The sequence below is a fragment of the Algoriphagus boritolerans DSM 17298 = JCM 18970 genome, assembly GCF_900108085.1.
GTDB lineage: Bacteria > Bacteroidota > Bacteroidia > Cytophagales > Cyclobacteriaceae > Algoriphagus > Algoriphagus boritolerans.
On sequence record NZ_FNVR01000016.1, the window covers coordinates 47,094 to 67,745 of the forward strand.

The 20,652-nt window shown below is 42.7% G+C and carries 20 protein-coding genes; 6 read left to right on the forward strand and 14 right to left on the reverse strand.

The window, feature by feature from the left end; translation table 11 throughout:
- Positions 1-16: 16 nt before the first annotated feature.
- From C4S61_RS13865 to C4S61_RS13885, 5 genes are all read right to left on the reverse strand, one after another.
- Positions 17-601 (reverse strand): glutathione peroxidase, encoded by a 585-nt coding sequence (locus tag C4S61_RS13865; protein WP_103925409.1) that lies wholly within the window; start codon positions 599-601, stop codon positions 17-19.
- Position 602: 1 nt separating this feature from the next.
- The gene (gene argS, locus C4S61_RS13870; protein WP_103925410.1) at positions 603-2,393 is read right to left on the reverse strand and encodes an arginine--tRNA ligase; all 1,791 of its coding nucleotides are present in this window, start codon (positions 2,391-2,393) and stop codon (positions 603-605) included.
- Positions 2,394-2,526: 133 nt separating this feature from the next.
- Positions 2,527-2,931, reverse strand: coding sequence for a GxxExxY protein (locus C4S61_RS13875; RefSeq protein ID WP_103925411.1), 405 nt, complete (start codon positions 2,929-2,931; stop codon positions 2,527-2,529).
- 57 nt (positions 2,932-2,988) lie between these two features.
- On the reverse strand, positions 2,989-3,939 hold the full coding sequence (locus C4S61_RS13880) for an arginase (protein WP_103925412.1): 951 nt from the start codon (positions 3,937-3,939) through the stop codon (positions 2,989-2,991).
- A 202-nt stretch (positions 3,940-4,141) separates the two neighbouring features.
- Positions 4,142-4,519 carry a PH domain-containing protein gene (locus C4S61_RS13885; RefSeq protein ID WP_103925413.1) on the reverse strand — a complete coding sequence of 126 codons (378 nt, stop codon included), beginning with the start codon at positions 4,517-4,519 and terminating at the stop codon, positions 4,142-4,144.
- A gap of 247 nt (positions 4,520-4,766) precedes the next feature.
- Between C4S61_RS13885 and C4S61_RS13890 the strand changes: the two genes are divergently transcribed.
- On the forward strand, positions 4,767-6,155 hold the full coding sequence (locus tag C4S61_RS13890) for an arginine decarboxylase (protein ID WP_103925414.1): 1,389 nt from the start codon (positions 4,767-4,769) through the stop codon (positions 6,153-6,155).
- A 166-nt stretch (positions 6,156-6,321) separates the two neighbouring features.
- Here C4S61_RS13890 and C4S61_RS13895 read toward each other — a convergent pair whose 3' ends face one another.
- Positions 6,322-6,837, reverse strand: coding sequence for a hypothetical protein (locus C4S61_RS13895; RefSeq protein WP_103925415.1), 516 nt, complete (start codon positions 6,835-6,837; stop codon positions 6,322-6,324).
- Between the two features lie 88 nt (positions 6,838-6,925).
- The gene (locus C4S61_RS13900; RefSeq protein ID WP_103925416.1) at positions 6,926-7,258 is read right to left on the reverse strand and encodes an enzyme of heme biosynthesis; all 333 of its coding nucleotides are present in this window, start codon (positions 7,256-7,258) and stop codon (positions 6,926-6,928) included.
- Between the two features lie 72 nt (positions 7,259-7,330).
- Between C4S61_RS13900 and C4S61_RS13905 the strand changes: the two genes are divergently transcribed.
- The 4 genes from C4S61_RS13905 to C4S61_RS13920 all read left to right on the forward strand — a co-directional run bounded on the left by C4S61_RS13905 (position 7,331) and on the right by C4S61_RS13920 (position 11,046).
- The gene (locus tag C4S61_RS13905) at positions 7,331-8,068 is read left to right on the forward strand and encodes an electron transfer flavoprotein subunit beta/FixA family protein (protein ID WP_103925417.1); all 738 of its coding nucleotides are present in this window, start codon (positions 7,331-7,333) and stop codon (positions 8,066-8,068) included.
- 35 nt (positions 8,069-8,103) lie between these two features.
- Entirely contained in the window at positions 8,104-9,072 is a 969-nt protein-coding gene (locus C4S61_RS13910) for an electron transfer flavoprotein subunit alpha/FixB family protein (protein ID WP_103925418.1), read from the forward strand.
- A 5-nt stretch (positions 9,073-9,077) separates the two neighbouring features.
- Positions 9,078-9,677: a bifunctional nuclease family protein gene (locus tag C4S61_RS13915; protein ID WP_103925419.1), complete on the forward strand. Its 600-nt coding sequence runs from the start codon at positions 9,078-9,080 to the stop codon at positions 9,675-9,677.
- A gap of 85 nt (positions 9,678-9,762) precedes the next feature.
- Entirely contained in the window at positions 9,763-11,046 is a 1,284-nt protein-coding gene (locus tag C4S61_RS13920) for a NupC/NupG family nucleoside CNT transporter (RefSeq protein ID WP_103925420.1), read from the forward strand.
- Between the two features lie 167 nt (positions 11,047-11,213).
- On the opposite strand, the gene C4S61_RS13925 is transcribed toward C4S61_RS13920, so the two are convergent.
- From C4S61_RS13925 to mnmA, 3 genes are all read right to left on the reverse strand, one after another.
- Positions 11,214-12,677 (reverse strand): M28 family peptidase, encoded by a 1,464-nt coding sequence (locus C4S61_RS13925; RefSeq protein WP_103925421.1) that lies wholly within the window; start codon positions 12,675-12,677, stop codon positions 11,214-11,216.
- Between the two features lie 43 nt (positions 12,678-12,720).
- A complete protein-coding gene (locus C4S61_RS13930) occupies positions 12,721-13,437 on the reverse strand; it encodes a pseudouridine synthase (RefSeq protein WP_103925422.1) in 717 nt (238 codons plus the stop codon).
- Between the two features lie 187 nt (positions 13,438-13,624).
- Positions 13,625-14,836, reverse strand: coding sequence for a tRNA 2-thiouridine(34) synthase MnmA (mnmA, locus tag C4S61_RS13935; RefSeq protein WP_103925423.1), 1,212 nt, complete (start codon positions 14,834-14,836; stop codon positions 13,625-13,627).
- Positions 14,837-15,006: 170 nt separating this feature from the next.
- Here mnmA and arfB point away from each other — a divergent pair, with 170 nt between their 5' ends.
- Complete coding sequence (gene arfB / locus C4S61_RS13940; protein WP_103925424.1) at positions 15,007-15,423, forward strand: alternative ribosome rescue aminoacyl-tRNA hydrolase ArfB; 417 nt, start codon at positions 15,007-15,009, stop codon at positions 15,421-15,423.
- A gap of 300 nt (positions 15,424-15,723) precedes the next feature.
- Here arfB and C4S61_RS13945 read toward each other — a convergent pair whose 3' ends face one another.
- From C4S61_RS13945 to C4S61_RS13960, 4 genes are all read right to left on the reverse strand, one after another.
- Positions 15,724-16,416 (reverse strand): PepSY domain-containing protein, encoded by a 693-nt coding sequence (locus C4S61_RS13945; protein ID WP_103925425.1) that lies wholly within the window; start codon positions 16,414-16,416, stop codon positions 15,724-15,726.
- Between the two features lie 29 nt (positions 16,417-16,445).
- Positions 16,446-16,916, reverse strand: a complete 471-nt coding sequence (locus tag C4S61_RS13950; protein ID WP_103925452.1) for a CHY zinc finger protein — start codon at positions 16,914-16,916, stop codon at positions 16,446-16,448.
- 276 nt (positions 16,917-17,192) lie between these two features.
- Positions 17,193-18,968: an efflux RND transporter periplasmic adaptor subunit gene (locus tag C4S61_RS13955; RefSeq protein ID WP_103925426.1), complete on the reverse strand. Its 1,776-nt coding sequence runs from the start codon at positions 18,966-18,968 to the stop codon at positions 17,193-17,195.
- Positions 18,969-18,977: 9 nt separating this feature from the next.
- Positions 18,978-20,648 (reverse strand): TolC family protein, encoded by a 1,671-nt coding sequence (locus C4S61_RS13960; RefSeq protein WP_160111254.1) that lies wholly within the window; start codon positions 20,646-20,648, stop codon positions 18,978-18,980.
- Positions 20,649-20,652: the final 4 nt, after the last annotated feature.

Below are 20,652 nucleotides of genomic sequence, written 5' to 3' on the forward strand. Positions count from 1 at the left end.
AAGTGAAATTCCAGGATTATGCCTCTATCAATTCAAGTATTTCTTCATCCAAAGGAGTGACGGATGAAGGGAAAAACTTCACCAATTCTCCTTTTTCATTTACGAAATACTTGCAAAAATTCCAGCTCGGCTCCTCGTTGTTCCAGCCATTTTGCGAAGCATCAGATAGCCATCTGTAAAGTGGATGCTTGTCAAATCCTTTGACAGAAATTTTCTCAAACAGGGGAAAAGTCACGCCAAATTCGGCATCGCAGAATGCTTTGATTTCTTCATTTGAACCCGGCTCCTGACCTCCGAAATTATTGGCCGGGAAACCCAAAATGAGGATTTTGTCACCGTGGGTAGCATATAGTTCTTGCAATTGCGCATACTGCTTGGTATAGCCGCATTTAGAAGCTACGTTAACAAGTAACAACTTTTTGCCTTTGAATTCTGAGAAATCAACTTCTTTTCCGTTGATGTCTTTCATCTTAAAATTATAAAATGAACTTTCCATTGATTGGTTAAATGATAGGTGATATTCCGCCTGATTCGTTGGTCTTTCCAAGGTCTTTCCGCAGGCTAAGAAAGTAATACTGAGAATTAAAAGAAGTGTTTTCATTTTACATTCGTTCAGGGACAGCTATACCAAGCAAACTCATTCCTTTTTTGATTGTTTTGGCTGTCATCGATGAAAGTGCCACCCGGAAGGATTGAACCGCTAGATTTTTCTCATGAAAAATCGGGACATCCGCGTAGAATCGATTGTACTCTTTGGCCAAGTCAAACAAATACTGCGCGATCACGGAAGGTGAATATTCCTCGGCTGCCAGTTTGATTTTCTTTTCGAAGTCATTCAATAACAGAATCAAGGCTGATTCCGATTCCGTAAGTTCAGTGATTTCCGCAAAATCAAGCGCTTCATAATTCACTCCGATTTGATCTGCTTTTCTCAAAATCGCAGCAATACGCGCATGCGAATATTGAATAAATGGACCGGTATATCCCTGGAATTCGATGGACTCTTGGGGATTGAAAAGCATTCGTTTTTTCGGATCGACTTTGAGTAAAAAGAACTTCAGCGCTCCAAGTCCCAGCGTCTCATACAATTCTTTGGCTTGGTCCTCCGTGAAGCCTTCGATCTTGCCCAATTCCTTGGTATGGTGGGCTGCTGTCTCGATCATCTCCTGCATCAAATCATCCGCATCCACAACAGTCCCTTCTCTGGATTTCATTTTGCCGGTAGGCAAATCCACCATCCCATAGGACAAATGATATAAGCCATCTCCATAGGAACGGCCCAGTTTCCGCATGATCTTAAACAAAACATCGAAGTGGTAATCCTGCTCATTTCCAACAACATATACAGACTTGTCAATCTGGAAATCTTTATATTTCAAATCAGCTGTACCAAGGTCTTGTGTGATATAAACCGAAGTGCCATCAGCACGTCTGACAAGTTTTTCATCCAGTCCTTCAGCTGTCAAGTCCACCCAGACTGAGCCATTTTCTTTTTTGAAAAAGACACCTTTTTCCAAGCCTTCTTCCACAATTTCTTTCCCTAAAAGGTAAGTGTTTGATTCGTAGTAAAGCTTATCAAAGGTCACCCCCATCCTCTTGTAGGTGGCTTCAAAACCAGCATAAACCCAAGCATTCATTTGCTTCCAAAGCGCCAACACTTCCGTGTCACTTGCTTCCCATCTGCGCAGCATATCCTGGGCCTCGAGAAGGAGCGGGGCGTTTTTTTTGGCTTCTTCTTCCGATTGACCTTGGTCAATCAATTCCTTGATTTGCTTTTTGTATTCCTGATCAAAAATCACATAATACTTCCCTGCTAAGTGATCTCCTTTGAGTCCTGATGATTCGGGCGTTTCACCGTTTCCAAAATGCTGATAAGCCACCATGGATTTGCAGATGTGGATGCCACGATCATTGACCAAGTTGGACTTGATTACCTCATAGCCGTTGGCTTTGAGAATTTCAGCTATTGAAAAGCCAAGGAAATTATTTCGTAAATGCCCTAAATGCAGCGGTTTGTTGGTGTTGGGGGAGGAATATTCCACCATGACTTTTTGGCCGTTGGCAGGGAATTGGCCAAAGTTCGGGTTGGAATAGAGTTGTTGGAAAAGATCCACCCAGACCCGTTCATTGAGTTCAATATTCAAAAAGCCTTTGACTACGTTGAATCCGGTCACTATCGAGAGATTCCCTTTGAGGTATTCGCCGATCTGATTGGCAGTGGCCTCGGGATTTGCCTGTGAGATTTTCAGAAATGGAAAAACCACAAAGGTATACGTTCCCTGAAATTCCTTTCGGGTAGGGGCGAGGGCTATTTGATCCAGCGGCAAATCATGGTTGTAAATGTTCTGAAATGCCAGCTGTATGCATTGAATGATTGATTCTTGAATGTTCATCGTAAATTTTTTAACCACAGAGTTCACGGAGGGAAAATAAGAGAACGCGGAGAGTTTAATTTTAGAGTATTTTTATTGATAAGGAATCCCTAATTCAAAGATTTCATTTAACTAAAATTTATAGAATAGGTATTCATTGAATTCTTGTTTTATCATTTATTACTCTTTGGAGGCCGAATTTAAGACGGGTAACATTGAAATTCATTAGAAGTCCAAGTTTATAATTCCCAAGTTTCAGATAATTTATGGTTTGGGCCATGTGAAGGTCCGACAAAGATTCGACTGACTTAATTTCTAAGACAAGCTTCCTTTTGACCAAGATGTCAATTTTATATGCTACCTCGATTCGTATGTCTTCCATTTCAAGAGGGAGAATTTTTTCTACCTCAATTTGAAATCCCTCTTTAAGTAATTTTTTAGCCAAAACTTGTTTGTATGCATTTTCCAGAAGCCCAGGTCCCAAAGCAGGATGGACTTGAATGCCATACCCAATAACTTTTGATGCCAACTCATCCTCTGAAAAATCCGAATAGCTCATAATTAAAAACTTTGTGAACTCTAATTTAACCTTTGCGGCCTTAGTGGTAAAAAAGTGTTAGTAATTATCCACCAATGACTTTGTGGTAGCCTCCAAGACTTCAAAGGCGGCTTCGGCCATGGTGTTTTCGGTGTCGAGCGTGGGATTCACTTCTACGATTTCCCAGCAGCAGACGCGTTTGTCTTTGATCAGTTCGGCATTGAGACGAATGGCTTCTTCCACAGTCAAGCCATCGGGGACAGGAGTGCCGGTCCCCACTGAAATGGAGCTGTCCAGACTGTCGACATCAAAGGAAATGTAGAGTTGCTCGCAATCTTTTAAGACCGCCAGAGCCTGAGCAGCGACTTTCTCAATTCCTTTTTCTCGGACTTCCTGCGTACTGAAGTTCCGGATAGCGTATTTTTTGATGAGGTGATCTTCCGGTCCTTCTGTATCACGAACCGAAATAAAGACAATGTCCTTGAGATCAATTTTCGGGAAATCTCCTCCGATTTTTTTGATTTTCTCCCAATAAGAAATAGTTTCTGATTCAACTTCATTCACTTGGCATTCCAGATTATCCAATTGGGCGGTCATGGCCAGCGGCATCCCATGCATATTGCCGGAGGGTGTGGTGAAGGGCGTGTGAAGATCCGCGTGCGCATCGATCCAAATCACGCCAAGACGCTTTTCGGGATGGGCAGCCTTGATGCCCATGATTGTACCGGCAGCTGTGCTGTGATCTCCGGCCAACACGATGGGGAATTTCTTTTCCAGTCGAAGTGACTCGATGGTAGAGTAGACATTTTTCAAGACTTGATATACGCCGTCGATGTATTTGCCATGCGGATGCTTGTTGCCTTTCCAAAGGAAACTGTTGGCATCAGGGACGTTGATTGGGTCAAATTGAGTAAAGAAATTGGACTTTTTATCAAGACTTGCGATTTTGAGAGCGTCAATTCCCAAACTCGCGCCTCGGGTACCTGCGGCGATTTCGGATCTGACTTCTACGAGTTTTATTTTTCGCATTTAAAAATAAGATTTGGGTTTAAGAAGTGCTTTTGTTCTGACAAAACTACTCAAAAGGCCAGGGAATTCAATTGAAGAACTGTTTTGATTTATCAGTAAAGAAAGATTAGTAGTAAAAGTGTCATGAATTGATAAGGAGTTTTGGTTTGATTACCTCTCCATTTTTCAAAGAACCAAAAAGAAGTAGTTGGTCATATTCCAATTAAATCACTTTACCGGCTAGATATCGTTGTACTTCGTAGATATCAATGCTCTTGTTGAACTTCTTTGATACAGAGGGCAAAGCCTCGCTTGAAATCCATATTTTGAGTTCCGCATCGAGTTCAAAAGTCCCTGCGGTCTCCAGGGAAAACCTCGTGATGCTTTTGTATGGCATGGACTTAAACTCCACTTTGCTGCCCGTTACGCCTTGGACATCAATTAAGATTAACCGCTTGTTTGTGAAAATAAAAGTATCCCGAAAAAGCTGAAAGCCCATGTCGATTTGCTCTCCATCGGCGAGCAGACGACCATATTTTTCCACAAGTTTTTCGAAGGAAACTTCACTGGAATTCCCCAGTATTTTATTGATAAAGCCCATTAGAATTTTAAGTTGATTGGGTTAGAATTTAGCTTGAAGGTAGCGAATTCCCGGAGCTTTCTTTCCGGCTATAAATCTGTGGTTTTTATCGGACTAATTTTTTTTGAAATTCACCTTTCTTTTTTACCTCAATATTAATTTTTTGCTAAAGGGGAAATGAAGCCGGGGTTTTTTCATCTACAATTTGATATCCCCCGATAAAAGCGCAATTTTTGCAGCCTAATTTGCGTAATCAAACCCCTGGTAAATGAACCGATATATTGACCTGATCCAACAGACTTTTGACTTTCCCACCAAAGAGTTTCATGTAGAAGACAATCAACTCTACTTCAATGGAGTCAACCTGATGGAAATCATCGAAACTTATGGCACGCCGCTTAAGCTGACCTATTTGCCAAAGATTTCAGAAAGCATCCAGAACGCCAAAACCTATTTTGGCAATGCCATGGAAACGCATAATTATCAGGGGAAATACACCTATTGCTATTGTACCAAATCTTCGCACTTCAGCTTTGTCTTGGATGAGGCTTTGAAGAACGACATCCACCTCGAAACTTCCTCGACATTCGACATTCCTTTGGTTCGTAGTCTCTATGCAAAGGGGAAAATCACCAAAGACACCCACATCATCTGCAATGGGTTTAAGCGCGAACTTTACAAAAAATACATTTCAGAGCTATTAAATGATGGTTTTACGAACTGTATTCCAATCTTGGATAATATCGGTGAGATCGATTATTACCTGGAGCATGTGAAAGTGCCCTTTCAGGTAGGTATTCGTATCGCGGCGGACGAGGAACCGAAATTTGGCTTTTACACTTCCAGGCTGGGTGTTCGATACAATGATATCCTGAAGCTTTACGAAGAAAAAATCCAGGATAATCCTTTGGTGAGCCTGAAGATGCTTCACTTTTTTATCAATTCAGGAATCAAGGACACGGCCTATTATTGGTCAGAATTGACCCGATTTATCCAGAAATATGTGGATCTGAAAAAGATCGCTCCCTCCTTGGACACCATGGATATCGGTGGAGGCTGGCCGATTAAGACCAATGTGTTTTTCGATTACGATTACCAATACATGGCTGATCAGATCGTCAAAAATATCAAGTGGATGTGTGCCAAAAACAACACGACCGAACCGAATATTTTCACTGAGTTTGGCAGCTTTACAGTAGGAGAAAGTGGGGCAGTACTCTACTCGATTTTGGAAGAAAAGCTCCAAAACGACAAGGAACTCTGGTACATGATTGACGGATCATTTATCACCCAATTGCCTGATAGCTGGGGATTAAATCAAAAGTTTATCATGCTGGCAGTCAACAATTGGGATGAAACCTATCAGGGGATTTCGCTTGGCGGCTTGACCTGTGACAGCATGGATTACTACAACTCTGAAGCACACCAGTACAACATCTACCTACCCAAAATCGAACCCGGCAGAAAACAGTATATTGGTTTCTTCCATACCGGAGCCTATCAGGAGTCACTTGGCGGTTATGGCGGAATCCAACATTGTTTGATTCCAGCACCCAAGCATGTCTTGATTGATCGGGATGAAAACGGCAACATCACGCATCGCCTTTTTGCCAAAGATCAGACGGAGGAAAGTATGCTGAAGGTGTTGGGATATTGAAGTTTTTAATTTCGACCAGTGAGTGGGAACGCTCACTGGGGAAATAAACCGAAGCCGTTAGGCCAAAGAGGAATGAGGTTTTATTAAACCCATCTTCACCATTAGATTATTTTTTTCAAGGTGTACACCGTACTCCATTTGATTTAAAATGTTCCTTTGAGTATCATCAAATCCCTTCCTGTTTGCTTTTGGTAGGTTGAATTTGCTCATAGGTTTCGATAAATTCTTTGTTTGCAATGCGATAAATTTCACTTTTCTCCAAAGAAATCACCAAAAAATCGCCTGGCTTGAGGACAATGGATTCTTTCCAAGGAGCCTGAAATTCTAAGATATCCTGCGCACCAAGATTTTCTAAATCCTGTGCGGAGACTTTCATTGCGGAGATTTCTCCTTTTGGACGATAGCATCCCCATCCATTTCCAAGTGAATCCAACAAGCTGTATTTTTTTTCAAAAGTTTCTGCTTTGATGAGGTAGCTTTCTTTGGCAGAGGTCTGATTTTCAACAAACCAGTCGCCTTTTTCCGCTGTATTTTTGGTTTCTATTCCATCGCTGGTGCGGGTCACTACGACTAATCCCGGTTCGGCTTTTTTGGCCCGGACCAGACTTTTCTTCTTGTATCGTTTACCCTGCGATTCCATCAGGGGTAAAAAATGTTCCAGCATTTCTTTCTGAGAGATCATAGCTTTTTAAATGGTGAGATAAGCCTAAAATAAGTAAATAATCGGCAATTATCACCTGGATCTTGTACTAAACTCAGTGGAAACCAGTCTAATCCAGATCGTTTTCAAATAGGAAATTCTGATAGGCATTTTTCAGCTCTTTGAGTGTTTTTTCTTCTTTTTGACTTTGTGCCAAATGAATTCCCTTTTCAAATATTTCCTTTGCTTTTTCTATTTGACCTAGCTCAAAAAAGAAATGAGCTGAAGGAAAATAAACAGGGAGGTAACTTGGATGGTTTAGGAGTAAAAAGTCCAATATTTCGGAGGCCTCATCAGGATCTATTTCTTTGATTTCCAATGCTAAAGCATACCGATTAAATGGATTTTCAGGTTCTTCTTTAATGTACTCCCGAAGTAAATGCACCCTTTCCAAATTGCCCATGAATAGTTTTTTTATTGAAGGTAGCCTGTTATTTTCACGCAAATAAATTTAATATAACCTAACTCTAAACCAATGAAGATTCTTGTTTGTATCACCCACGTACCGGATACGACTTCCAAGATTCAGTTTACTGCCAACAATACCAAATTTGATAGCACCGGAGTTCAGTTTATTATCGGACCATACGATGATTATGCACTCGCAAGAGCTGTGGAGCTCAGAGATCAGACAGGTGGCACCTTGACTGCAATAAATGTGGGAGAAGCTGAGACGGAACCGACCTTAAGAAAATCCCTAGCCATAGGTGCAGATGATGCGATTCGCGTCAATTCTTTTCCCAAAGATTCATTTTTTGTAGCCAAGCAAATCGCACATTATGCCAAAGAAGGCGGGTATGATTTGATTTTGATGGGTCGTGAATCAATTGATTTCAATGGTGGGATGGTTCATGGTATGGTCGGTGAACTGCTGGGAATGCCGTCATTTTCCCCGGTTATGAAATTAGAAGTAGATGGAAAAACAGTGAAAATGGCACGCGAAATCGAAGGCGGTAAAGAAATGCTCGAAGCCCAACTTCCCCTGATCGCAGGGTGCCAGGAACCGATAGCAGAATGGAAAATTCCAAATATGCGCGGGATTATGTCCGCTCGGACCAAACCATTGAAGGTGGTAGAGCCTATATCCGACGAAACCCAAACCGAAGTCAGCAGCTACCAGTTACCTCCTGCCAAAGGGTCTGTGAAACTGGTGGACAAAGACAATGTAGCTGAGTTGGTAAAATTGCTTAAAAACGAAGCGAAAGTACTTTAATTATTTAGTTTTAAGATTCATAAAATCAAGATATTATGTCAATTTTAGTATATCTAGAACATGCTGAAGGAAAAGTAAAAAAAACCAGTCTGGAGGCTGTTTCTTTTGCCAATGCCTTGGCAGCCCAGACGGGTGAGGGAGATGTGGTTGCCGTAGCTTTAGGTACTATTGGAAGCGCAGAGTTGGTTGCTGTAGGCAAAGCGGGAGCCTCAAAAGTGTTGCATGCAGATGATCCCAGATTAACTGATGGAGTGATTCAGGCTCATGCTACTGCGGTGTCGCAGGCATTTTCTTCCGTGGGAGCTAAAACACTGGTCATGGCGAAATCTTCCCTCGGGGATGCAGTAGCCGCCAGACTTTCGATTAAATTGAATGCTGGGTTAGTTTCAAATGTGGTAGAACTTCCCAATACTTCCGGAGGATATGTAGTGAAAAGAAGTATCTACACAGGTAAAGCTTTTGCAGAAACGACCATCAGCACAGAAAACAAAATTCTGGCAGTTAAGAAAAATGCAGTAGATTTGAAGACTGATGGTGGGGAAGCATCCGTTGAAAAATTAGCGGTAACCCTTTCTGAATCCGACTTTGCCTCGAAAATTACCAATACGGAACGAGCTACGGGAGAGATTTTGCTACCTGAAGCGGATATTGTAGTTTCTGGTGGACGGGGTCTGAAAGGTCCTGAAAATTGGGGAATGATAGAAGAACTGGCCAAAACGCTGGGTGCTGCTACGGGTTGCTCCAAGCCTGTTTCTGACCTTGGATGGAGACCACATCATGAGCACGTAGGACAAACAGGGGTAAAAGTTGCGCCTAGTTTATATATTGCTGTAGGAATTTCAGGCGCTATTCAACATCTTGCAGGTGTGAACTCCTCAAAGTGTATCGTAGTGATCAATAAAGATCCTGAGGCGCCATTTTTCAGAGCTGCCGATTACGGGATTGTTGGAGATGCTTTTGAGGTAGTACCCAAACTAACAGCAGCACTTAAAGAAGAACTTTAATTTTTGTGGAAAAACTTGTAGAACTGGAGATTTTGGGACTTTCGTCCAATCATTCCCAATCAGGGTCGTTCACTCTGGTCATGGGAGAGGTGGATGGAAGTCGGAGATTGCCAATCGTAATTGGGATGTTTGAAGCTCAGGCCATTGCTATTGAGATTGAGAAAATAATTCCCAACCGTCCGATGACACATGATCTGTTCCGATCCTTTGCAGATAGTTTCAAATTTGAGATTGATAAAATCGTCATTTCAGATATGAAGGAAGGGGTCTTTTATGCAAAAATTCATTGCAAAAGTGGTTCTACGAATGTCGAAATTGACAGTCGTCCGTCTGATGCTATTGCTATAGCAGTCAGATTTTCTTCCCATATTTTATGTGCCGAAAAAGTAATGTCGGAAGCTGCAATCGAATTTACTGAAGAGGATAAGAAACTGGAAAGTAGAAAGGAAACTACCCCAGAGACTCAAAAAGTACCTTCAAAGAAAGAAGGGTCGCTTAAAGATTTTAGTTTGGACAAACTCAATCAGCTTCTGGAGAAAGCGATAACGAATGAAGATTATGAGCGAGCAGCACGGATTAGAGACGAAATAAATAAGAGAAATTGATTCATTCAAAGCCCGGAAATTTTCGGGCTTTTTTCTTGACCTTGTTTGGGTTATTTTTAGCGCTTCGTTTATTTAATTAGATTTCATGGACTATTTGAGAGGAACCTTTGGTTTGGCGATTATCGTATTGGTAGCCTTTATTTTTTCAAGTAATAAAAAAAAGATAGACTGGCGACTGGTTGTAATCGGGATATCGCTACAGCTGGTTTTTGGATTTTTGATCACCAAAGTCGAATTCGTCCGTGCCGGTTTTGAATTGCTTTCTGAGGGTTTTGTGAAATTCTTGAGCTTTAGCGAAGCCGGAGCAATTTTCATTTTCGGTGATTTGGCAGGTGATAGCTTCGGATTCATTTTCGCGTTTAAAGTACTTCCTACCATTATTTTCTTTTCCACGGTTTCATCAGGATTGTATTACCTGGGGATTTTGCAAAAAATCGTCTACGGGATAGCTTGGGTCATGGCTCGGACAATGCGGCTTTCGGGCCCGGAATCACTTTCTGCGGCCGGAAATATCTTTCTTGGGCAGACTGAAGCACCGCTTTTAGTGCGGCCTTTTATTCCCACCATGAGTAAATCTGAGCTGATGTGTCTGATGACTGGAGGGATGGCAACTATTGCCGGTGGGGTTTTGGCCGGTTATGTGGCGTTTTTGGGAGGGGATAACTTGGAAGAGCAAAGTAAATTCGCAGCCTATCTTTTGGGTGCAAGTATCATGAACGCACCTGCGGCCATCGTTTTGTCCAAGATCTTTATACCCGAAACAGAAAAAGAAATCAAGCAGGATAAGCTGGAAGTCAACGAAGAGGCCATTGGAGTAAATCTGATTGATGCTATGTCCATCGGTGCCTCAGAAGGCTTAAAATTGGCATTGAATGTAGGAGGGATGCTACTGGCCTTTATTGCGGTGATCGCTGCAATCAACTTTGGACTAAGCGGCTTGATCGGAGAGTATACCGGCCTGAATGTTTTGGTGGAAAACTCGACCAACGGTCAATTCAAAGGTTTTTCTTTGGAATATATTTTTGGACAAATGTTCCGGGTATTTGCCTGGGTGATCGGTGTGGATTGGGTAGATACTTTGCAGGTGGGTAGCCTTCTGGGACAAAAGACGGTCATCAATGAATTTGTGGCCTATCTCAGTCTGGCAGAAATGAAAGAGGCTGGATCACTGAGCACCAAGTCTGTAGTGATTGCCACGTATGCGCTATGCGGGTTCTCTAATTTCAGCTCGATTGCTATCCAGTTGGGAGGCATTTCAATCATTGCTCCAAACCAGCAAGGAAATTTGAGTCGATTGGGTTTCAAATCTTTGGCAGCAGCCTCATTGGCCTGCCTGATGACTGCAACGATAGCGGGAATGCTTTTTTGAAAGTATCTAGTATTAAGTAATAAGACGCAAGATTTAAGACGTTAGACTCAAATAGTAGAACTTACCAAGTTGTTTTAATTGGTAGAATATCCAAAACACTAAAAAAGCCCGATTTCAATCCGAAATCGGGCTTTTGTCTTATAGCTAAGTCTCGTGTCTAATTAAAACTAGTTATCTCCATAGAGCGCTTTGCTGACTTCTTCATACTTATCTCCGGGAGTCCAAACAGGTCTTTGATCCCAATTGGCAATCTTTTGTGCACTTAAAATGTAAGACTTCCAATACACTTGTGCATAATCCAGGTCAAAGTTATCCACATGATCACCAGCCTTGTGGTAATATTTCTGAATCTCATCGTCAAATGCAGTAAAACCCAAGGAAAAAGTCGGAGCTGGAATTCCTTTTCTTGCAAAATTCACATTATCCGAACGATCATACAACCCCTGTTCGGGAGAGGGATCCGCTATCGCCTTAATACCGAATTCAGCTACGGCTTCTTCTAAAAGAAAATCAGCACTTGTCCTGCCAAGTCCTATGACGGTGATGATAGAGGTGTCATTATATCCTCCATTATCAATGTTGAGGTTATAGACAATTTGATTCAGGGGAACCAATGGATTATTTGCAAAATACGCACTGCCTAATAATCCCTTTTCTTCAGCAGTCCAAAGTGCGATCAGAATGGAGCGTTTTGGAGGATTTTTAGCAAAAAATTTCGCCGCATTCATTACTGCCACGGTACCGACTGCATTATCCCGGGCACCGTTGTAAATGGAATCCCCGGCAGCATCCGGCGTTCCCACACCGACGTGATCATAGTGGGCAGAAAGCATGATGTATTCATTTTTCAATTTCGGATCGGTTCCTTCGATCCAAGCGACGACGTTTTTGCCTTCTACCGGTGTATTCACTTTTCCTTCCACCTTTATTGTCGCAGCGCTGAGTTTTTCACCGGTCATCTTATTTTTGAGATCTTCTATCCATACATACGGAAGTTCGCTTGCCGAACCTTGATCCACGCTCATTTGTGGTCGGTTTAGAAATCCGGAGACTAACTGCCAGGGAATAGCAGGTACATTAAAGCGCTCAATCAATGCAACCGCCCCGGCTTCTTTGGCTCGAAGGGTTTTGCTTCTTCCTTCAGCAAAAAGTTGATTTGGGCTTAATTTTCCGGGTGCGCCTGCATTGGTTATGGCTATTTTTCCTGCAAGATCTTTTCCTGCAAAATCTTCATCGGTGCCAAAGCCTACTTCGACCAATTCAAAGGTTCCTGAGAATGATTTCCCATCCAGGACGAGCATATTTTTTCCCTGGATAAATTCGGAATCGCCTATTTTGATTGAACCTGACTTCGGTGGTGAAGATACCCGGAAAGGAATGTTTTGGTAAAATCCATCTGCCCCGAGTAGGGGTTTAGCACCTGCATTTTCGAGTTGTGTGGCGATAAAAGTGTAGGCCAGCTTCATTTCAGGACGTGCAGGGTCCCTTCCCATCAGCTCATCGGAAGCCAAATAGGTGAACTCCGCAACAGCAGCTTTTCCATCAAAGCTTTTTTCAATCTCTTGTCTTTGGGCAAATACGATTGAGCCTGTTGCTAGTAAAATGCACAGCGTGAGTGTTGATTTTGTCATAGGGTAATTATTAGCGGGTGAAAAATAGTGCTAAATCCCGGTTTCAGTCCGGTGTCTCTAGAATTTCATTCGGTTTCCACCCCAGTTCTTGCATGATTGTTCGGAAATGTACAGGAACAGGGCAGGAGACCATAATTTTTTCTCCGGTGATCGGGTGATTTATGGATATCTTCCAGGCGTGTAACAAAAGGTTGTTCAAGCCAAATTGCTTTTCGAAAAAGATGTTTTGCTTATTGTCACCGTGCTTTTTGTCTCCGATAATGTAATGCCGGACATGTGCTAAATGCCTTCGGATCTGATGTGTCCGTCCGGTCAATAAGCCCACTTCGAGCAAACTGTAGCGACTCGTAGGGTAGCGCCCCGTGGAGTTAAACGGGATTTCTGATTCTGTCAGTACCTTGTATTTGGTTTGAGCTTCCTGAAGTTTACCGGATCGTTCACTGGTCAGGGGATGATCGATGAAGTTTTCTTTTTCTGAAGGGATGCCTCGCGCTATGCATAAGTAAGTTTTTTCCACTTTTCTGTCACTAAACTGCGCCTTCAGAAGGGGTAAAACTTCTTCATTTTTTGCAAAAAGTAAAGTTCCACTTGTGGCCCGATCCAATCGATGGACTGGTGCAACCCAAGATCCGATCTGATCGCGAAGTTGGATTAGCGCATTTTCGTCTTCCCCAAAAGCCTGTCGGGTCCGGTGAACCAGCAATCCGGCAGGCTTGTCGATAATGATTAGGTGTTCGTCTTCGAAGAGGATGTCTAGCATATGGGTTTTTAACCACGGAGTCCGCGGAGGAAAATTGAGAGGGCGCAAAGAAAGTTGTATCGACAATTTAAATGCAACAAAAGCCTTCTCTGAGACCTCAAAAAGGCCGATTTCAGTTTTTAGGATTGAAGTCCATTTTAGAGTTTGACTAAGAAACTCCTAATTTCTCAGAGCTCTCTGTGGTGATTTAAAATATCGTCCCAGAACCTATACACTCTTCACCCTGATACCAAGCCACAAACTGACCTGAAGCAATGCCTTTTTGAGCATTTTCAAAGATCACAAAGAGTCCATTTTCCCGCATAATCAACGTTGATTTGGATAGTGGCTGACGATATCGAATGCGAGCTATATATTCAGCTGTTTGTCCGGGCATTAAAGCTAAATCTTCTCTGATCCAATGGATTTGATCGGATTTGACAAATAAGGCAAAGCGGTTCAAGCCTGGGTGATCTTCTCCCAAACCCGTGTAAATCACGTTTTCCTGTGTATCGGTAGCGATCACGAAAAGTGGCTTTCCGGTTCCGCCGACCTGCAGTCCTTTACGCTGGCCCACGGTGAAATAATGTGCACCATTGTGCTCACCCAGTACTTTTCCCTGATCCGTTGAGTAATGAATGGGAAGAGAAAGGGATTTCAATGTTTCTTCATCCCAATCTTCAGGTTCGATTCCTGCAGGAACTTGAAGTTTTTGATAGATTTCCAAATTATCCGGAATTTGAATGATTTTTCCTTTTTTAGGTTTCAATTGTTGCTGAAGAAATTCCGGCAGGCGCACTTTTCCTATAAAGCAAAGTCCTTGTGAGTCTTTCTTTTCGGCAGTGATCAGATCAGCCGCTTTGGCCATTTCCCTAACTTGCGGTTTTTGTAAATGACCGATAGGAAAAAGAGCTTTGGCAAGTTGCTCCTGAGAAAGCTGACAAAGGAAATAGCTCTGATCTTTGTTGGGATCGGCACCTGCCAGAAGCTGGTACACGGGCTTTCCATCTACTTCGATTTCACCTTTTTGGCAATAATGACCTGTGGCCACAAAGTCGGCTTTGAGCTTTTGCGCAGCTTTTAAGAAAATATCAAACTTGATTTCCCGATTGCAAAGGATATCGGGATTGGGAGTTCGGCCGGCTTCGTATTCAGAAAACATGTAATCCACAATGCGCTCCCGGTATTCTTCGCTTAGGTCAATGGCTTGAAAGGGAATGCCCAGTTTTTCTGCAACTAGCATCGCATCAGTGGAGTCTTCCATCCAAGGGCATTCGTTGGAGATGGTGACGGATTCATCGTGCCAGTTTTTCATAAACATGCCGATGACTTCGTAGCCCTGATCTAGTAATAATTTGGCAGCAACGCTGCTGTCGACTCCGCCGGAGAGACCGACAACGACTCTTGTTTTTTTTTGCATAAGTAATAATTAATGGATTCAAGGTCCATTAGGTTACGGGGATGAAACGTCGATTTGGTTTCAATAAGTTCGTGAAGATAAATTAAAAGAGTTGTAAGGTTGCAAAGTGTGAAAGTTGTAAAGTTGGGTCCTAACTTTGCCACCTTGCAACTTCCAAACTTTACAACCCAATGTCCCTCGAAAAACGAATAGCCGACGGAGACTTTTTACCGGAACTCCAATTCCAAACTGCCCGAAGTGGCGGACCGGGTGGGCAAAATGTAAACAAGCTCGAAACTAAAGTTCAGCTGAGCTTTAACGTGAATAAATCTTCGGTATTGACTGAAGAAGAGAAATTGACTTTGCTTCAAAAAGCTAAAAACAAGATCGATCAGGAGGGAAATCTGAATCTTTCCTGTCAGGAAAAGCGCTCACAGATTCAGAATAAAGAACTGGTGATCAGGAAATTTTATGATACGCTGAAATCAGCCTTTCATAAGAAGAAGGTCCGAAAAGCTACTCGACCCGGCAAAGGAGCGATAGAAGATCGCTTGAAATCAAAGAAGGTCCAGGCTGAAAAAAAGGCCAATAGGAAGTGGAAAGAGTAAATTAAAGTAGCAAGTATTTGGTAGCAAGTATCAAGATATCGGAAGCAAGAGGCAAGAAACAAGAGATTTGGAAGTCAGAAGAATCAAATCAAAAGGCTGAAAAAATTAAAGCAGTATGAATTCAAATTCATAAATATTTGAAAATTAAGAAATTAAGGGCATTGAGTTTATAGAGCTGGCCTTTGAATGAGTTTTTAACTTGAATACTTGAATCTTAATTTCCTAAATGGCCTTAATAGTTAAAAACTAGAGTTATAACTTTTCCAAAGTTTTGAATTTTAAAAAAGTTATTTGAAACTACTATTTGGCTTTTTTTGACTTTTTCAGCGTCATAAAGAAGAGTGTAAATCCAGATCCAATCGTAAAAAGCCCAAAAAGAGAAAAAGCCCTCAGCAAAAGGTTGTTAAAGTTGTCACGCCCGGCGTAGTCCATGGTATGAAACATCCATAGCGTGTCAAACCAGCGCCAATTGCGATGACGAACCCGTTCGAAATTTCCACTTTTGGCATCGATGTAAGCAGTAAGATTCTCTGGGTGATCAAAATTCACAGCCCAAGCAGGTAGTGGGCGACCTCGGTATTCGTGATGCGAACCCGTTTCCGTCAAGTATTCTACGGATTTGATTTCAAAGTCACCTTTGATGTAGATTTTAGCGATTTCTTTGGCTTCAACCTCGGAAATCCCACCCTTAGCCAAGCCAGTTTGGGCATGGTATAATTTTTCTGAATTCACCCAATAGTAAGGTTGATGCTTCACAAATCGAAGTTCAAGACTTGCAATTTCTAGGGTTGAGTCCAGACTTGCCGGATTCACCAAGTGGGTAGCAGGCATGTGCATCATATGATCCTGGTGAAAATGATCCCCATGGATTTCATCAATATCGGTCCAAGAGAAGTATAAGCCGGAAATCGTCCAAAACAGAAATTGAATCCCGATGAAAACGCCTAAAAAGCGGTGGATTCTTCGGGCGTAGAATTGGTTGTTTTTTCTCATAAGGCAAGGAGGAAAGAGCAATGGATTGATCAGTTATTAGTTTGAGAGGAAGCCTCTTCGTCCTTCTTTCCTCCATCTTCCGTCTCAAAATACAAGTGATAATGCTTGCTGCATCCTGGATTAAAACCTGATTTGCAAGTGGGACAGGTATTATTGGAAGCCATGTAATCCGCTATTGTCAATTCATTTCCACAAACGCCGCAAAGAATTGCTTTTTGATCAAATTCTGTCTTTGGCCAGACTTGGTGTTCATGGTCTGCTTCTTCTTCATGGCAGGAAAAGCAAGGGTAATATTTATTGCAGCATTTGAATTTGATCGCAATGATGTCCAGTTCGGAGTGCCAATGCACGCAGCGGGTCTGGTTGTCCACCGGCTTTCCAAAAACATTGATGCCTCGGATCTGAGAGACTTTCAGGGGTTCCAGGATTTTTTCTTGAGCTTTGGTAGATCCAAAAAACATGAAAAGCAGACTTAGGGTGATAAGAATTTTCCGGTTCATAATTTGGTGAAATTTGAAAACGAGCATTCTTAGATGCCCGCCCTTCACATTAATTTAATTCAATGTCAAAGTTTCTTCCTGACTCGTTTCTGTGGTGGCCTTTTCTCCACAGGAGAACAAAGCGAAGGTGATAAAAGAAGCAAATAATAGGGTCTTTTTCATTTGAAATTAGAGCTGATTTGAAATGTGATTCGTGTTAGATTTTGATTCTTTCAAGTTTCAGTCTGAAAAGGTATAGACCTGTCAATTTGAAAACCTGACAGGTCTTAGATATTCTCAATGATTATGAGTTGTAGGAACGGAAGGTGAATTTCCTGCTAGATTCATTACCGGCTGTCCTTTGAGGTAGGTTTGTTTGACTTCCCCGCAAGTTAGCATACTGGCACCGAAATAGGGATTGGTGATGTCTTTTTGCTCACTTAACCAATAGGCACCCTGATCTCCAAAGGCCATCGGGCAGTAATCCTTGTACACCACCGCTTTATTTAATCCGAAGGTTTCGGTCGCCTCCAACATGTGAAAGGAAAGCATGGAAAAGTGCTTTCTGGCTTCCTCGATGTCTTTGGTTCCAGCTATTTTTGCTTTGGCATCCTTCATTCCACTCAGGATTCCCATCCAAAGGTCATGGGCTTGACCTTTCACCAAATTCATATTCACATTGGTCAAACTTTGGTCCAGTGAATTCAGCGATTTTTGGGCATCGGCTAACTTGTCTTGTACGAGACTATTTTTCACTAGAAAATAAGCATCTGCCACTGCGGTGAGCTGATCTCTGAATTCGTCGGAAACCTCCAAGGATTTGGTTTCCGGACGATTCATCATGCTGAAATTGCCGGAAAGTTGTGCAGCTGCATCAATCGCAAACACCCCATTGGTCACGATTTCCTCACCTGCCTGAAGGCCGGATTCGACCAGGTAATTTTCACCCATTCTTGGACCGATTGTCACTTCTCGCATTTCAAAGGAGGGTAATTCTGCACCCGGCACTTTGACGTAGATTACGGACCGCTTGCCTGACCACAGGACGGCGGTTCTCGGAACAGAAATTCCTGTAGCAGCCGACTTGGCATTCGTTTTAATTTTGGCAGTGACAAACATTTCCGGCTTGAGCTTTTGACCTGAATTTTGAATTTCGGCACGAACAGATGCTGCTCGGGTATTTGGATTGAGCAATCGGTCAATAAAGGTCACTTTGGCTTTGAAGGCTTCTCCGGGAAATCCAGATACGGTAAAGTTAATCTCATTTCCAATGTTAAGGAACTGTAAATCTGATTCATAAGCATCTAATAATACCCAAAGCTTATTCAGATTAACCACATTAAAGAGGACAGTTCCGGTGTTGACATAATCGCCCACCGCCACATTACGCTGCACAACTACCCCTGATTGATCTGCAAAAATGTCTATTTGCTCGGTGACTCGGCCTGACTGTTCAATGAGATTGATTTGACTTTCGGTCAGCTTCCAGAATTTAAGTTTTTCTCTCGCCGCCTGATAGAGTTCGGGAAAATCGTTTTTGCTTTTTACAGCTTCTAAAAGTTCCTGCTGCGCGGAAAGTAACTCAGGGGAATAAAGTGTGGCCAATCGCTGTCCTGCTTTGACTTCCTCGCCGGTAAAGCTGACAAACAAGCGCTCGATTCTGCCCGGATATTTGGCTGTGACGGAGGCATTTTCCCGCTCATCCGCCTGAATTTTTCCGGTAAGGAAAAGTTCTCCTGCACCATTGACTCCACCGATTTTTGTGGTGTGGATTTGAGCCATAGCCACGGCTTCCGGAGTCATTTCATAAGCCATCGGGTTGGAAGAACCGGAACTTGTTGAAACCGGAATAAGATCCATTCCGCAAAGCGGGCAGTCACCGGGTTCGCCCAACTTTACCTGAGGGTGCATTGAGCAGGTCCATAGTTGGTTAGTCAAATTTTCGAGGGCATGATCATGACCCTCTTCTGAGATCATTTGAGTTGGAGCAGGCTTGATTAACCAGCCGATCAATCCCCCAATCAACAAGGTGATGACTATAATTGCGAATTTATTTTCGAATATCTTTTGCATAATAAAATCTTATTTAAGTTGAGCATCTGATGAAGCGAGCATTTCCAGCATAGCAAGACTTTGATATTGCTGATTGATTGCATTGATGCGTTTGAGTTGGTAATCCAGCAAAAGCTGCTGTGCCCGCAGAACTTCTGTAAAATCCCGTCCATTGCTGCTGAAGGCGGTTAGCAGGAGATTGATAGTTTGGTCGACAAGTTTCACCTGTTCCGTGTAAAGTTCAATTTTCCGTTCTGCATCTTCCCAATCCCGAAAAGCATTTGCCCATTCCATGGTAAGTAGGTTTTCGGTTTTTTGACGGGATAGGGAGGCGGCTTCTTTGAGGTATTCCGACTCCCTGATTTTGGCATTGGTTTTCTTACGATAGATCGGCAAAGTCATCGTTACCATCGGCATGACCATATTTTCTCCGCCCATCATCATGCCATCTTCCATTCGGGGTTTGAAGGGCATGTAGTTTACTCCTGCACCGAGCATGGGCCGTCCGTCGAATTTTGCCATTTTGGCCTGCTGCTCGTAGGCTGACATTTCGGAATCATACATGGCCAGCATAGGATTATGTCTTTTGATGCTGTCCAGAATTTCGAGTTTTTCCTCATTCAAACTTGCAGGCGAAAGCACTCCTGCCAACTGAATCTCCTCTCGAATTTCCCGATTGAGGAGTTGGTTGAACTTGATTTGCAAAGGTTCCAAATCTGCCTCCAGCTGCACCAGATTACTTTCGAGCTCCTTCATTTCGATTCGAATCTGCAAGACATCACTCATGCCCGAACCTGAGCTTGCCTCCATACCGCCGCCACTCATCGAAGAAGGGGAGGTGGCTGGCATTGGTGAGGTACCCGAACCCATCGAGTTCATGGATGATGCTCCAGCAGCGCTACTTCCTGATATGCTGGTAGCAGGACTCCTCTCCACCGGAGCGGAACTGCCAGAACTTGGTGACGCAGCTTGATACTTAATCAAGGCGAGACGTTCGTATTTTTTCAGGTATTCCAGATTTTCCTTGCTTATCCGTATCTCTTCGTTTAATCGATGCAGCTCGTACCAGGTGGATTTGACCTGAAAGAACAGCTGATTTTTTTCCTCCAGAAAGAGCTGATATTGCGCAAGTGCCATGTAATTGGCCTCTTCTTTCTGCGCGGAAAGCATTCCAAACCAAGGAAACATCTGCATCAGCTGAATGTCAGCTTGCTGATTGCCCATGAATCGTTCCATAGGAGTAAGGAAAAATCCTACTCTCAACTCAGGATCAGGGAGTGAAACTTGCCCAACTCGTTCCTTGGATGCAGCATAGCGGGCGTAGGAGGCCTTTAGTCCGGGGTTGTTTTGCGCTGCGACAATCAGGTAGTCATCGAGGGATTGGGCTTTTGACTTAGATGTAAATAGTGGGAAGTAAAGCGTAAGTAGTAGGGAGAAAGTTAGAACGTTGAATTTTGAAGTCAGAAAGCTGAAGTGAGAAAGCTGAAATTTCAAATCAGAAGGCTGAAGTGAGAAAGCTGAATTTTTGAATTTCTCTCTTAGATTTTCACTGAAAAAAGCACAAATTCGCACGGATTTTTTTTCAATGCCTACAAAGTTTTCCCACAGATTAGTGCGGAAAAATTCCCGGATTCTTGCAGATTTTATTTGATATATCGAGGTCTGAGCCTCAATAAACCAATTGATGGTTGTTTTTCTCATAACC

What these genes read in the sequence shown, in the direction of transcription:
- C4S61_RS13865 (WP_103925409.1), bottom strand. Translation starts at nt 601, where the DNA reads ATGAAAACACTTCTTTTAATTCTCAGTATTACTTTCTTAGCCTGCGGA.
- argS (WP_103925410.1), bottom strand. Translation starts at nt 2,393, where the DNA reads ATGAACATTCAAGAATCAATCATTCAATGCATACAGCTGGCATTTCAG.
- C4S61_RS13875 (WP_103925411.1), bottom strand. Translation starts at nt 2,931, where the DNA reads ATGAGCTATTCGGATTTTTCAGAGGATGAGTTGGCATCAAAAGTTATT.
- C4S61_RS13880 (WP_103925412.1), bottom strand. Translation starts at nt 3,939, where the DNA reads ATGCGAAAAATAAAACTCGTAGAAGTCAGATCCGAAATCGCCGCAGGT.
- C4S61_RS13885 (WP_103925413.1), bottom strand. Translation starts at nt 4,519, where the DNA reads ATGGGCTTTATCAATAAAATACTGGGGAATTCCAGTGAAGTTTCCTTC.
- C4S61_RS13890 (WP_103925414.1), top strand. Translation starts at nt 4,767, where the DNA reads ATGAACCGATATATTGACCTGATCCAACAGACTTTTGACTTTCCCACC.
- C4S61_RS13895 (WP_103925415.1), bottom strand. Translation starts at nt 6,837, where the DNA reads ATGATCTCTCAGAAAGAAATGCTGGAACATTTTTTACCCCTGATGGAA.
- C4S61_RS13900 (WP_103925416.1), bottom strand. Translation starts at nt 7,258, where the DNA reads ATGGGCAATTTGGAAAGGGTGCATTTACTTCGGGAGTACATTAAAGAA.
- C4S61_RS13905 (WP_103925417.1), top strand. Translation starts at nt 7,331, where the DNA reads ATGAAGATTCTTGTTTGTATCACCCACGTACCGGATACGACTTCCAAG.
- C4S61_RS13910 (WP_103925418.1), top strand. Translation starts at nt 8,104, where the DNA reads ATGTCAATTTTAGTATATCTAGAACATGCTGAAGGAAAAGTAAAAAAA.
- C4S61_RS13920 (WP_103925420.1), top strand. Translation starts at nt 9,763, where the DNA reads ATGGACTATTTGAGAGGAACCTTTGGTTTGGCGATTATCGTATTGGTA.
- C4S61_RS13925 (WP_103925421.1), bottom strand. Translation starts at nt 12,677, where the DNA reads ATGACAAAATCAACACTCACGCTGTGCATTTTACTAGCAACAGGCTCA.
- C4S61_RS13930 (WP_103925422.1), bottom strand. Translation starts at nt 13,437, where the DNA reads ATGCTAGACATCCTCTTCGAAGACGAACACCTAATCATTATCGACAAG.
- mnmA (WP_103925423.1), bottom strand. Translation starts at nt 14,836, where the DNA reads ATGCAAAAAAAAACAAGAGTCGTTGTCGGTCTCTCCGGCGGAGTCGAC.
- arfB (WP_103925424.1), top strand. Translation starts at nt 15,007, where the DNA reads ATGTCCCTCGAAAAACGAATAGCCGACGGAGACTTTTTACCGGAACTC.
- C4S61_RS13945 (WP_103925425.1), bottom strand. Translation starts at nt 16,416, where the DNA reads ATGAGAAAAAACAACCAATTCTACGCCCGAAGAATCCACCGCTTTTTA.
- C4S61_RS13950 (WP_103925452.1), bottom strand. Translation starts at nt 16,916, where the DNA reads ATGAACCGGAAAATTCTTATCACCCTAAGTCTGCTTTTCATGTTTTTT.
- C4S61_RS13955 (WP_103925426.1), bottom strand. Translation starts at nt 18,968, where the DNA reads ATGCAAAAGATATTCGAAAATAAATTCGCAATTATAGTCATCACCTTG.
- C4S61_RS13960 (WP_160111254.1), bottom strand. Translation starts at nt 20,648, where the DNA reads ATGAGAAAAACAACCATCAATTGGTTTATTGAGGCTCAGACCTCGATA.